This window comes from Microbulbifer maximicatervae (SeqCode), from assembly GCF_052467615.1.
In genome coordinates this window covers 4,211,908-4,225,411 of the sequence record NZ_CP174319.1, presented here as the reverse complement: position 1 = coordinate 4,225,411, position 13,504 = coordinate 4,211,908, and the positions used below count along the sequence as shown (strand labels likewise).

Below are 13,504 nucleotides of genomic sequence, written 5' to 3'. Positions count from 1 at the left end.
CTATTTGCGATTTACTTTGTATCATTAAAGATAGCTAGGCGGCGATATAAATTTTCCGTATCAGTAGGGGGAATCTTTTATACAGAGTGAGAAGGGGTAGGTTCTGGCTACTGGCCGTTTGCGACCTCAGTGATTGATTCCGCTAATGCGTTGATAACTCCGTCAATCTCCTCTGCCTGTGCTATAAATGGGACGCCGATTTGCAATGTGTCGCCGCCGTAGCGAATATAAAAGCCTTTTTCCCACATCTTCATAGCAATTAAGTAAGGCCTGAGTAATGGCTCATCCGGAGCTGATTCGATTGTCAGGCCTGCGGCAAGTCCACAATTACGAATATCTTCTATTAACGGTAATCCATTGAGTTGATGGATATGGTCTTCCAGGATATGGGCAAGCTCCGCAGATCTCTCAAATAAATTTTCTTTCTTTAAAATATCCAGTGTCGCCAATGCCGCTGCGCAGGCTAGTGGGTGCCCAGAGTAGGTATAGCCGTGGGGAAGCTCCAGTTGGTATTGAGGTCCTCCATTTTCCATGAATATCTCGTAGATATCTTGACGCACAGCCACAGCGCCCATGGGAACAGCGCCATTTGTAAGCTGTTTGGCTGTATTGAGCATATCCGGGGTCACTCCAAAAAACTCTGCTCCGGTGGCTTTCCCCATGCGTCCGAAAGCGGTAATGACTTCATCAAATATCAACAATATGTCGTATTGAGTACATATTTCCCTAAGGCGATGGAGATAGCCTTTTGGTGGGGGCAATACTCCCGCAGACCCCGCTACGGGCTCGACAATAACAGCGGCAATGTTTTCAGAACCGTGCAGTTTGATAAGTTCCAGCAACTCGTCTGCCAGGAAACTTCCCTGTTCAGGCTGTCCTTTAGCAAAGCGGTTGTGGGGTAAAAGGGTGTGGCGAAGGTGGTCAGAATCTAAAGATGAGCCAAAGATTGCTCGATTAGCGCTAATACCGCCCACACTAAGACCGCCAAAATTAACTCCGTGATAGCCTTTCACGCGTCCGATGAATTTTGTTTTCCCTGGAGCGCCGATCTTCTGCCAGTAGGCTCTAGCTATTTTTAGAGAGGTTTCTGCGGATTCAGAGCCGGAGTTTGTAAAGAAAATACGATTGAGCCCCATGGGCATCATCTGGCTGACACACTCCGCTAGTTGGAAGGCTCCCGGGTGGCCATATTGGAAAGCGGGTGCATAATCCAGAAGGGCTGCTTGCCGGGTAATGGAGTCAATTATCTCCGGACGGTTGTGTCCGGCACCACAGGTCCACAAGCCAGAGAGACCATCGAAAATGGGGCGGCCATCAGCACTACGGTAATAGCAGCCGCTGGCTGAGGTAATAATACGGGGATCTCTTTTGAATTGGCGATTCCCGGTAAAAGGCATCCAGTAAGCATCGAGCTGCGATTTACTAAGTCCCGCTGATTTGTCGTTCATTTTTATTTTCCGACATTTGGCCTTATCGCATTAATTTTGGACCAACTTTTCTACTTTATAAATTGATTCTCACTAACTTTAGTTTCATAAGTGGGATTTATTAATAGAGTATTGAAGTATTGCCTATGGCCGGAGTTGAGTGCCGGGGGAGGGTTTGCCGGAATGGCCTAAGGGAGAGAGGGAGATGAGAGGAGAAGAGAACCGGAGGCATTAGCCCCCGGTAATATTGCTGATTAAACAGCAGTGGCGATTCTGTCCACATAGGGGGCGAGTTCTGGTTTGTTCTCCAGAATCTCCTGCCGGGACAGACCGTCGATCTCGTGGGGGAATACCAACCACTCTTCGGTCTTGTGGATAAAGTAATCCGGCTCGCGCTTGGCCTTGTTGTTCTTCGGCTTGTAGTAAGGGGTCGCGATACGAATCTCCGGCGTGTTCTTCTTACAGGCAGCGCGCAGGTCTTCGATAGTTTGCTCAATACTCAGGCCAGAGTCGTGCACATCGTCCACGATCAACAGGGAGTCGTGGGACTCCAGGCGCTTGATCAGGTAGTTCAGGCCATGCACGCGCACTTTCTTATCACGCTCACCGATACCGAGATAGGAGGAAGTGCGGATAGCGATATGGTCTGCATCCACTCCCATCACGTGCAGCAGCTCTTGTACAGCGATGCCCACAGGAGCGCCACCGCGCCAAACACCGACAATATAGTTTGGGCGAAAGCCGTCCTTATAGATTTGCTCGGCGAGAGCATAAGAGTCTATCAGGAGCTGCTGTGCGCTAATAAAGTGCTTTTTCATCAATGTACCCCTCAGAAAAAGGCAAACTTGGCAACAAAGAGTGCCGCTAACACGTAGACACTGATGCTGACGTCTTTGCTACGTCCGCTCAGCGTTTTAATAACTGCGTAGGAAATAAAGCCCAGGGCGATTCCGTGCGCGATCGAGAACGACAAAGGCATCATCACTGCGGCGATTACTGCCGGTGCGGCCTCGGTAATGTCATCCCAATCAATAGATGACATACCGGAAGTCATCAGGACGCCAACATACAGCAGAGCACCTGCGGTTGCATAGGCCGGAATCATACCGATTAGGGGCGAGAAGAAGGTCGCTAACAGGAATAGCCCGGCGCAAACCACAGCAGTCAGGCCTGTGCGACCACCGGCGGTAATTCCCGCAGTACTCTCTACATAACAGGTAGTAGTTGAGGAGCCCAGCACAGAACCAACAACAGATGCGGAACTGTCGGCCATCAGGGCCTTGCCCATTCCAGGCAACTTGCCATCTTTATCCAGCAGTTTGGCGCGATCAGAAACGCTTAACAGGGTGCCTGCGGTGTCGAACAGGTCGACAAACAGGAAGGCAAAGATCACGCTGATCATGCCAACTTCGAAGGCGCCAGCAATATCCAGCTCCAGGTAAGTTGGTGCCAGGCTGGGAGGTGCGGATACCAGACCGGTGAACTCTACCTTACCAATTGCCAGGGCGATGACGGTTACCGCAAGGATACCGATCATCACTGAGCCCAGCATACGGCGGTAGGACAGCGCCACAATAATAAAGAAGCCCAGTGCTGCCAGGATCGCCTCAATTGACTTGAGGTCGCCCAGGGTTACCAGGGTAGCGGGGCTGGCTACAACGATACCGGCACTCTTCAGGGCAATGATCGCCAGGAACAGGCCGATACCCGCTGCCAGGGATTGTCGCAGGGAGAGGGGGATACTATCGATAATCCACTCTCGCAGTTTGAAGATACTGAGCAGCAGGAAGATTACCCCTGATATAAACACCGCCCCCAGGGCTACTTGCCAGCTGTATCCCATTTCACCGACGACAACGTAGGCGAAGAAGGCATTGAGGCCCATACCTGGCGCCAATGCGATGGGGTAGTTGGCGTAGAGCCCCATAATCAGGCAGCCAATAGCGGCTGCAAGACAGGTCGCCATAAACACAGCACCCTTATCCATACCCGCTGCAGCCAGGATATTGGGGTTCACAAAAATGATGTAGGCCATCGTCAGGAATGTGGTAACGCCGGCAATCACTTCCCGGCGAACATTCGTCTGGCGCTCTGAGAGCTTGAACAACTTCTCCAGGAATGAGGCATTGCCTCCCACCTGCGGGATGTCGGACCCTGGGGTCGCCGATGTTTGGATATCAGTGGGTTTCATATCAGAAGTGGTACTTTACTAGCAGGTTAACGTTGCGCTCGTTGGAATCGACACCATAAGTGCCATCTTTGATTCCGAACTTGTCGTTCCAGTGTACGTACTCAATACCCGCGTACAGGGTCTTGGGTTCACCCCAGGCAGCGCCGGCATCCCATTTCAGCTGGGAGGTAAAGTTAGTGCTCGGATGTGAATCTTCAGAAGCACTGGTCCAATCGATAAATCCGTCGTAGACAAAGCTGGCATCACCCAGGGTAAAAGGCATGGCCCAAACCAGGGTCAGCTGCTCGTTGCTGGCCTTGTCATCGTTATCGCGGTGGTAAACATTCGCCTGTACAAAGGAGAAACCGGGTACCGCGAGATCAAAGCCCACACCCGTCAGGTAATTGGTAAAGTGGGGGCCGGTTGCTGCCAAGTGGTCCGGATCATCCATATTGCCCAGCTCAACTGCTGTGGCGATCAGTACATCGGTAACCGGTCCGAAAGCCAGTTCACTGCCGCTGAGCTTGCCTAAGCTCAGGCGGGGAGAAATCTCACTATACAGTTCTTTGGAGCCATCTTCCGAGTCCAGGTAGTCGGCAAAAATAAAGAGGTCACCCCAGCTGTGGCCACTGGCGTGCTCAAAAGTTACTACGGATCTCTCAGAGTCATCCGTGTTCTTGCTGTAGTCGACTTTGTAATCGTGGCCGTAAAGAAGGCTCAGGCTGTTGTCACTCCAGGTCATCTCAGCTTGGGCAGCTACGGACAACAGGCTAGAGGCCAGCAGTAGCAGGGGCTTGGTTGGTTTCATTCTATTACCTCTGTTACAGCGACAGGCGAATTTCGCACTGGCGGCCGATGAGAAAATCGGCAGTTGGTTAAAAAATAGTCGCGGAATGTACCAGAACTTAACCCCTGTTTTCCAGTGTTTTTTCTCGGCATTTACGCTTTTTTCCTAGCTTTTTAAGTAACTCTGCACCAAAAAATCACGCTTGGGGAAAACGAGATACTCATTTATTGGTTAGCGATGGGCCGGTGTAGCAAAAAAGTATTGTTTAATTGGTTTGATAGTAGGGAATCGCTACATTGCAGGGGCAAATTAGGTAAATAGTCCAGAAAGTCGGCATCTGCTCCCCAGTGGTGCTTGCACAGGCAACATGAATACTTTTGGTGCTTTTAGGGTTCGCGATAATAGATGTTGTTTAACTTTGATGACACTGGAAGTCATCCGCTTGGTAGCAGAATAAGGATGGTTGAAATGTATCTTCTGAGCGTCTTTCTTATATAGGCAGACATCGGCCTGAGGTCGATGGTGATGGTTGGGAAAAGTAAATCAACTTTTAACCTGTATAAAAATTATTTGGCTGTTTGGTTTTTTGGCTAGTTAGTTGGACATTGGCCCAGGAATGAGTCTGGAAGGGATTGCAGTAACGGGGGGCGACTTTAGGGGGGCTCAGGTGATGCCTACCGAGTCCCGTATTAGCTGGTGGTGATTGGTTACATTTTGCAGCTTTTGAGACCTGGGGCGAGTATTGTTATCGCCCCAATATGCCTTTTCCGATTCGAGTTTGGAATCAGGCTACCTGCTGTTCTGTACCTGACTGGTGCGCCACGTATTCCTCGTAAGTGCCTTGGAAATCAATCATTGCTTGATCTTTGATTTCAATAACTCGGGTTGCCAGGGATGAGACAAACTGACGATCGTGACTCACAAAAATAAGTGTGCCCTCATATTTCTCCAGTGCCTTGTTCAGGGCTTCGATGGCTTCCATGTCCAAGTGGTTGGTTGGCTCATCCATGATGAGCACATTGGTGTCCATCATCATTAGCTTGCCAAAGAGCAGGCGATTTTTCTCGCCGCCAGAGCAGACCTTTGCCTTTTTATTGGCATCATCTGCGGTAAATAATAGTCGGCCCAGAATACCCCGCACAGCCAGATCATCGTGCTTGGGGGTGCGCCACTGGGACATCCACTCAAATATCGTCAGGTCACCATCAAAATCTGCACTGCTGTCTTGCGGACAGTAGCCGATAGCGGCATTTTCTGACCACTTGACGACTCCGCTGTTTGCTTGGATCTCATTGACAAGACAGCGCAAGAAGGTTGTTTTACCAACGCCGTTCTCACCGATAATTGCCAGGCGCGCACCGGCTTCCAGCAGCATTTCGCCACCTTGAAATAGCGTTTCACTGTCAAAACCATGGGTAAGCCCCTCAAGAGTCAGTGCCTGGCGGTGCAATTTTTTACATTGGTTAAATGTAATATAAGGACTGACCCGACTGGAGGGTTTGATTTCGTCCAGCTTGATTTTTTCCATCCTCTTCGCGCGGGAGCTGGCCTGCTTGGCTTTGGATGCATTGGCAGAAAAGCGGTTCACAAAGCTCTGTAGCTCGTCCAGTTCGGCACTTTTCTTGGCATTCTCTGCGTGAAGTTGTTCTTGTATTAGCGTGGAGGCCGCAACAAAGTCCTCATAATTGCCGGGGAAAACCCGCAATTCACCATAATCTATGTCGGCCATATGGGTGCAGACAGAGTTCAGGAAGTGGCGATCGTGGGAAATGATGACCATGGTGCTTTTGCGTTGATTCAGTACATCTGCCAACCACTTGATAGTGTGGATGTCCAGGTTATTGGTCGGCTCATCCAACAATAAGATATCTGGGTCGGCAAATAGCGCTTGGGCGAGTAATACACGCAATTTCCAGCCGGGAGCTACCTGTTTCATCAGGCCAAAATGCAGGGATTCGTCGATGCCAGCTTCAAGCAGGATTTCTCCCGCACGGCTCTCTGCACTATAGCCATCCAGCTCAGCAAATTGGACTTCAAGCTCGGCTACGCGCATGCCGTCTTCTTCGCTCATTTCCGGTAGCGAGTATATACGGTCACGTTCCTGTTTAATTTCCCACAGGCGGACATCTCCCATGATGACCGCATCGACGACGGTGTACTCTTCAAATGCAAACTGGTCTTGGCTCAAAGTACCCATGGTGCATCCAGGCTCAATGGATACGTTGCCGGCCGAGGGCGCCAAGGCACCACTCAGGATCTTCATAAAGGTTGACTTTCCACATCCATTGGCCCCGATAAGGCCATATCGGTTGCCATTGCCGAACTTTACAGAAATGTTTTCAAACAGTGGTTGGGCACCAAACTGCATGGTGATATTCGCGGTGGAGATCAAGAGAGTATTCCTGAGGATTACAAATGGGCTCTGGTAAGCCAGTTTCGCCAAAATAGGAGGCGTGATGTGGGGGCCGCACTATAAGGATTTGGCGCTGAAGTGTCGAGGAGTACGTTCAATAACTAAGCAGTTTCTCCGCGGGTTCGATATTAGAGATTGAAATATATATGTTAAAGTATACTCCTAGGCTAGGAGGATATTCCATTTCGGGGTGGGGTGCGATGATATGCATCTGTATACTCCCTGAGTTCGGGCTCTTTAGCTAAAGCTATGGGCCCTAATATTAGGAATATTCCCGGTATAAGTTGCCAGCGCGTAAAGCGGCCACTTTTATTTAAATAATTAACGGGATCACTTGATCCTATTTGTATCCTTTGGGTGGCTCCGACGGCAAAGTAAATGTTAATGCAGTTAGGGGGGAGGGTTGAAGGGCTAATGACTAGCAGATGTCAGTCAATCAATTTTTGATCTCTATGAGGAGCTAGCAAAGGCTGGAGGCTATATGAAATCGAATTGTTTGCACCTTGCGATTCCGGCAGGGGACCTGGAAACCGCCAAGAAATTCTATTGCGATGTTTTAGGCTGCAAGACCGGCAACAGTGAAGAAGGTCGCTGGGTAGATATCGACTTTTGGGGTAACGAACTCACCCTGCACCAGAGTGAGGAGAAGCTCCCCAATGTTCGCCACAAGGTGGATATGGGAGAAGTGGCTGTTCCTCATTTTGGCATTCACCTGCCGGAAGATGAGTTTCAGGCACTGAAAGGCCGTATCGAAGCTACCGGGTTGGAATACCTGGACAAGCCCTACCGTCGCTTTGTCGGCAATGAATACGAACAGGAAACTTTCTTTATCGAAGATCCAAATGGCAACGTTCTGGAAATGAAAACGATGGTTAATCCTGAACTGATGTTCAAGTAATCGTCTGGGCCCTGCAGATAATTGAATCTGTGGGGCTGAGTTTCTCCCGCTATTCCCTGTCCTCGCTTATCCTTGCTAAGAATGAGATGCCTTAATCTGGGGTTGAGTTCTGATTGCCTGAATAATACCTCCGATAACTATCAGTAAGCTGCCGGCATAAGTATTCCAGGTTGGGAGTGTGCTATAAACAAACCAATCCAATATGCCGGAGAAAATCAGGCTTGTATATAAATAGGGAGATAGGCTGGCAGGCCTGTTTACCCGACGATAGGCTTTAGTGCGCAAGGATTGATTACTGATTGTCGCCAGGCTAAAAGCAATAATCACAATCACAAAACTTACCGAGTCTGATAGAGATACCGCGACTTTCGTAAGCTCCCCAAGATTTCCTTCAATCAATAAAATGGCAAGCATATAGAGGCTGGATAGGCCGAACATCTTGGTGGTTGAGGATATCGTATTTTGCTTCTTTGAAGAGTGGTGCATTACAAACTGTGAACAAGCTCCAAAGAAGCCCGATAGCAGGCCCACTATCATATAGCTATCAAAGCCAGCAGTTGGCTTCAATATAAAAGCAACGCCGATAAAGCTGATTAAACAGGCCGCTACTGTCTTCTTTTTTATCGGATCCTTTTTGGCAAACCGGGTAATAAAAGGGAGAAATAAACCTGACGTTGAAAATAGAAGGGCGGCGACAAGTAGAGAGCCTTTGGACAAATAATAAAACAGGCAATACTGAGCGAGACAAGTGAATAACGCCCTTGCACCATCAATCCTGTCTATTCGATGAGTTACAGGGTTTTTATCGAAAACAATGAGGCAAATCCAAGTTAGGAGTAAAAATGGGGCAAAGAAACGAATAAAGACCACCAGTGATAAGGAGCTAAAGGTGGTTAGTTCTTTACCAAATAGCCCGGTTAGCGACATACAGCTGGCCGCCAGAATTGCGGTAATGACACTGAGGGCAAATTCTCTATTGGAAATGCGGGTACTCATGGTTTACTAACACCCTCACTAGCAATAATCTCATCGACAGTTTTTACACTGCCTATCTTCGTGAGGAAGTTCAGGCTATTCTGTTTATTGTATTCCGTGTCAGATTCACAGGCATCTGAGGCAATGAGTACTGAAAAATCTCTATCGTGAGCTTCCCTGGCTGTCAGTTCGACTGTATTTTGTGTTGATACCCCACAGAGAACAATCCTTTCTATATTGTTGCTAGCAATAAGTACTGGGAGTTCGGTCCCATAGAAGCCACTGACACGCCTCTTATAAATAGATATATCGCTATCAGTAATATTGAGTTCATCAACAAAAGCAGTGCCCCAGCTTTTCTGACGGAGGGCGCCTATATCTTTGATATAGCTGAAGAGGGGAGAGTTAGAGGAGAATTCCCTGTAGTCGGTGGAAAAAGCGACTCTGATATGGCAAATAAGATGATGTCTTGCTCTTCCCCACATAAGGAGTTTATTGGTGTTCTCAATAACTCTATTCTTATGGACTCTTGGGGCCGCTGCTGATATTTGTCCTTTTGGATGACAAATATCGTTGATAAAATCGAGGGTAATGATTGCAGTATTCATGACCAGAGTCTAATAAGGCGAGTATTGGCTTAGTTTAGTAATGATTAAGGAAGCCTTCGATAAAGGATTTTATGATCTATATAGAGATTACGATTTCTTTGTCATAAATTGCTTTGCCCTTTTTTTTATTGCTGTCACTTCACTCTTCTCAAGCTTATCCAAAAGGCTGAACATCATTGTCATTCTATGATTGCCCTCTAGCATTTTTCTTTTTTCAATTAAGAAATTCCAGTAGAGACTGTTAAATGGGCAGGCCTTCTCTCCAGTTCGTTGTTTGACGTCATAAATACAGTCGCTGCAATAGTTACTCATTTTGTTGATATAGGAGCCACTACTAATATAGGGCTTTGTTGCAACCAATCCACCATCGGCGAACTGGCTCATTCCCCGGGTATTAGGCATTTCAACCCACTGAATAGCATCTATGTAAATACCGAGATACCAACTTTCCACCTGGTCAGGGTCAGTTTGTGTTAATAGCGCAAAATTACCGGTAATCATAAGCCTTTGGATATGGTGAGCATAGGCATTTTCCAAGCTATTCCTGATGGTGTTGTGAAGGCAGTTCATGGTCGTTTTGGCATCCCAGAAAAAATCTGGCAAATTATTTTTATTCTTCAACTTATTCTGATGCTCATAACTGGGCATAGACATCCAGTAGACACCACGCATATATTCTCGCCAGCCCAATATTTGGCGTACAAAACCTTCAATCTGGTTAAGTCCTATTGAAATTTTTCCATCTTTCCAAGATTTTATCGCTGTATCGATAGCCTCTTTTGGAGATATGAGTTTACTATTTAGGGAGAAGCTAATTCGGCTGTGATAAAGAAAGGCTTCATCTGGATCCATTGCGTCCTGAAAATCGCCAAAATGAGCAAGTAGATGTTTACAAAAATGACGAAGTAGTTTTATAGATTCCTCTCTGCTGGTTGGCCATATAAAATTCTCTGGATCAATCTCTCCAATACTCTTAACTCCAGACTTTTTTATACGAGATAAAGTTGAAGTGACATTACTTGTTATTTTTCCCTGCTTGGGTTTGTCCAGCTTTCCATTCCATTTCTTTCTATTGCTTTGGTCGAAATTCCATTTTCCCCCTTCAGGTTTTTCATTATTCATCAGAATGTCATGCTTCTTCCGCATATAGTGGTAGAAGCTTTCCATAAGTAGCGATTTTTTCCCCTGGAAGAAGTCTGCCAGCTCTTTTCGGGTGGTTAAAAAGTGCTCAGTGTCGTAGGCTTGAAATTCTATTGATAGTCTCTTTTCTAGTTGTAGCAGCTGCTGATCTAGTCGGTACTCATCGGGAAGTTGGTACTCAAATTTTTCAATTTTGCGTTTTCTAATAATATCTTCGATATTTTTTGTAAGGTTTTGTTTGTTGTTTTTATCGTCTATTCGATAGTAGATGACATTGCAGCCCCTATTTTTAAGCCACTCTGAGAAAATCTGCATAGCTTCAAAAAAGGCAACAATTTTTTGGATGTGGTGAACAACGTAATCGGTCTCTTGGCGCATTTCAGCCATAAAGTAGATTTTATCCTCCTGGTTACCTCTAAACCAGGAGTGTTTTTGGTTCAATTGATCCCCTAATAGCAAGCGCAGCGTTTTCACATCTCACTTCCTTTATTTAGGTCTTAATATGCCTATAGATAGACCCTTCTATTCACTCCCACATTTTCTACAAAAGTAGAGTCATGGGAGATCAATAAAAATGTCCCGGGGTATTCTACCAGCGCAGTTTCCAGCGCTATACGCGACTCCAGATCCAAATGATTATCCGGTTCGTCCAGTAGTAGCAGGTCTGGTGCCTCAGTGCCACGAGTAGCGGCAAGTAAAGCAACCTTTAGTCGCTCCCCTCCACTTAAAGTATTGGTAGAGCGAAGTGCAGAATCACCTCGAATATTCATTGTGGCTAGGGCTGTGCGCCAGAAGTTGGTATCTTTATCAGAGTGCAGGCGGGATAAAGTTTCCAAGGCAGATAGATTTCCATTTAGTTGACTTAGGTTCTGATCCAGATAAAAACAGCTGCCAAAAGTTTTACACAAACCGCTGCGAGGTTTAACTCGACCAGCAATGATCTTTAGTAGCGTTGTCTTTCCGCTACCATTGGCGCCACAAATATGCCAGCGATCGCCACTGTGCATGGTAAGTGATATGGGATCACTCTGAATACCGTAGGGCAGTTTGAGATCCTCAACATGCAGACGAATACCGCCAGTTAGCCCTGTTTTACTAAGTTGCATATTGGGGAGCTTATGACTCTTATAGTCCTTTTGGCAACTTTCTAAGTCTAGCTTTAACTTTTGGTGCTGACGATCCAGGTTTCTAGTCAGCTTGCCTAAACTTTGCCCTGCACGATCTTTTTTCGCATCTAGTAGCGATTTACATTGAGAACCTTTTAATTTCTTACCCTGGTTTTTTCTGGTTGTAGTTTTTTCAGCAGAACTTTGCTTAAGTTTGTTTAGGCTTTTTATATTCTTTTTGGTACTTTCAATTTTCTTTTCTACAGACTGTCTCTGTATCTCTTTTTCTTTCTTGTAGTGTGAATAGTTACCACCATATGTGCGTAGTTTTCCTGAATCTAGTTCCACTATCGTGTCAGCTTGTTGGAGTAAGCTTCGATCATGACTGACCAATAGAATTCCGGCAGAATGGTTTCTAATTTTCTGCTGTAACCATTTTCTACCGTCTGAATCTAGGTGATTACTAGGCTCATCCAGTAGTAGGTAGTGTTTTTTATGAGAGAAGGCATTGATTAAAGCCAGTCGGACTCTTTCACCACCGCTAAGATTGCCGATAGGAGTGTCTAACGTGAGATTTATTCCGGTGCTGTATAAATGCTGTTGCCAAATTATAGGTAGCTCCCATGAATCTGAGACACGCATCAGATCTTCCTCACTCTGATTGCCAGATTCAATACGTGAAAAACAGTCATAGAGGCCCGTAGGGTCGAATATATCTACAATTCTCTTGTTGGAATTGCTGCTCACTTGATCCACTTTAAGATAGTCTGTATACCAAGTAATACTTCCCTGTTCAGGCTTTAGTTTCCCAATCAAAGCCTCTAAAAAAGGTCGATTTTCCACTGCCATTATTTCCCACTAAGCCAGTAAATCCCGGAGGGAAGTCAAGATGGATCCCTTTAAATAGAGATTTCTCAGGGACGTTTAAGTAAAGATTTTTTATAGAACAAATGCTCTGCATTTCACCCTCCGGTAGTCGGAATGGGTGGCGCAATACCATGATCTTGAGAAAAAATTGTAGAGAATGGAGTACGCCACTTGCACGGGAATTGATGGCCTCTTAAGAAACCGGTTTATCTCCAGTGTGTGCAAGGCTTAATTCATTGGCGTAGATAGCTCCAAAAAGAAAAGTTGTTAAGTGTTAGATTAATAAAAATTCAAAAATACTTCAAGTCCCAACTTATAAGCGCTCGCTTGGTACTCTCAACTCCTAAAATAGAGTGGTATAAGAGTGTTATTGATATTGCATTGAGATAAAGCATTTTTACGACTTGATTTAGAACAATAATTGTTTAAAAGTGGGGGTTACTATGGTAATTGAAGGTTTTATAGCAATTTGTCTATTGATCGTAAGTACTATGCTTTTTTCTTTTACCGAAAATCACGGCGGGAACGATTTTTAAGAGACTATCAATTCCATCCGTCTCTCAAACAAAGAGTGAAGAAAAAATACCCTCATCTCAGCAACAAGCAGCTGGGTATGGTACTTGATGGGTTGAGGGAATATTTGTCAAACGGCTGGTAGACAAATGATCGCTATGCCATCTCAAGTGCTTGATGTCGCTTGGCATGAATTTATATTAAGCACACAGGTGTATCGCAATTTTTGTAATAAAGCTTTTGGACACTTTCTGCACCACACACCCAATGAAGTTTTGCCAGATAAGGATATAGCTAGTGAGGGGATTAAGAGGATGTGGCGAATTGCTTGTGCTCGAAGTGGTATAAGTCCATCCAAGCCAAAGTCGTTACCTCTGGTTTTCTCAATTGATAAAAAGTTGGGGATTAAAGATGGATTTCATTATTCGCTAAACTGTCGATCGAGAAATAGTCCCGCTGCGGATCACTGTGCCAGTCATATTGGTTGTGCCGCGAGCTGTCAAGGCGGAACTTCCGGCAGTGTCTTCTCTGGTATTTGGGGTGGCGGCTCCTCTTCAGATTCTGGAAGCAGTTGTGGTGGGGGCTGTGGCGGGGGTGGCA

The 13,504-nt window shown here is 46.2% G+C and carries 11 protein-coding genes; 1 reads left to right on the top strand and 10 read right to left on the bottom strand.

Features of this window, described 5'->3' with window-relative positions:
- Window positions 1-107: 107 nt before the first annotated feature.
- From ACJJIM_RS18570 to ACJJIM_RS18550, 5 genes are all read right to left on the bottom strand, one after another.
- A complete protein-coding gene (locus ACJJIM_RS18570) occupies window positions 108-1,448 on the bottom strand; it encodes an aspartate aminotransferase family protein (RefSeq protein WP_444911696.1) in 1,341 nt (446 codons plus the stop codon).
- A 233-nt stretch (window positions 1,449-1,681) separates the two neighbouring features.
- Entirely contained in the window at window positions 1,682-2,245 is a 564-nt protein-coding gene (locus ACJJIM_RS18565; protein ID WP_413663623.1) for a phosphoribosyltransferase, read from the bottom strand.
- An 11-nt stretch (window positions 2,246-2,256) separates the two neighbouring features.
- Window positions 2,257-3,618 carry an NCS2 family permease gene (locus tag ACJJIM_RS18560; protein ID WP_413663622.1) on the bottom strand — a complete coding sequence of 454 codons (1,362 nt, stop codon included), beginning with the start codon at window positions 3,616-3,618 and terminating at the stop codon, window positions 2,257-2,259.
- Window position 3,619: 1 nt separating this feature from the next.
- Window positions 3,620-4,405 carry an outer membrane protein OmpK gene (locus ACJJIM_RS18555; RefSeq protein ID WP_444911695.1) on the bottom strand — a complete coding sequence of 262 codons (786 nt, stop codon included), beginning with the start codon at window positions 4,403-4,405 and terminating at the stop codon, window positions 3,620-3,622.
- A 763-nt stretch (window positions 4,406-5,168) separates the two neighbouring features.
- The gene (locus ACJJIM_RS18550) at window positions 5,169-6,776 is read right to left on the bottom strand and encodes an ABC-F family ATPase (RefSeq protein WP_444911694.1); all 1,608 of its coding nucleotides are present in this window, start codon (window positions 6,774-6,776) and stop codon (window positions 5,169-5,171) included.
- A gap of 502 nt (window positions 6,777-7,278) precedes the next feature.
- Here ACJJIM_RS18550 and ACJJIM_RS18545 point away from each other — a divergent pair.
- Window positions 7,279-7,695 (top strand): VOC family protein, encoded by a 417-nt coding sequence (locus ACJJIM_RS18545; RefSeq protein ID WP_413663619.1) that lies wholly within the window; start codon window positions 7,279-7,281, stop codon window positions 7,693-7,695.
- Window positions 7,696-7,770: 75 nt separating this feature from the next.
- Here the strand turns inward: ACJJIM_RS18545 and ACJJIM_RS18540 are convergent, their stop codons facing one another.
- From ACJJIM_RS18540 to ACJJIM_RS18520, 5 genes are all read right to left on the bottom strand, one after another.
- A complete protein-coding gene (locus ACJJIM_RS18540) occupies window positions 7,771-8,691 on the bottom strand; it encodes a DMT family transporter (RefSeq protein ID WP_413663618.1) in 921 nt (306 codons plus the stop codon).
- Entirely contained in the window at window positions 8,688-9,278 is a 591-nt protein-coding gene (locus ACJJIM_RS18535) for a cysteine hydrolase family protein (protein WP_413663617.1), read from the bottom strand. Before ACJJIM_RS18535 ends, ACJJIM_RS18540 begins: the two co-directional genes overlap by 4 nt.
- 87 nt (window positions 9,279-9,365) lie before the next feature.
- Window positions 9,366-10,892, bottom strand: coding sequence for a cryptochrome/photolyase family protein (locus tag ACJJIM_RS18530; protein WP_413663616.1), 1,527 nt, complete (start codon window positions 10,890-10,892; stop codon window positions 9,366-9,368).
- Between the two features lie 32 nt (window positions 10,893-10,924).
- The gene (locus tag ACJJIM_RS18525) at window positions 10,925-12,367 is read right to left on the bottom strand and encodes an ATP-binding cassette domain-containing protein (protein ID WP_444911693.1); all 1,443 of its coding nucleotides are present in this window, start codon (window positions 12,365-12,367) and stop codon (window positions 10,925-10,927) included.
- Complete coding sequence (locus ACJJIM_RS18520) at window positions 12,318-12,485, bottom strand: AAA family ATPase (RefSeq protein ID WP_444911692.1); 168 nt, start codon at window positions 12,483-12,485, stop codon at window positions 12,318-12,320. Before ACJJIM_RS18520 ends, ACJJIM_RS18525 begins: the two co-directional genes overlap by 50 nt.
- Window positions 12,486-13,504: the final 1,019 nt, after the last annotated feature.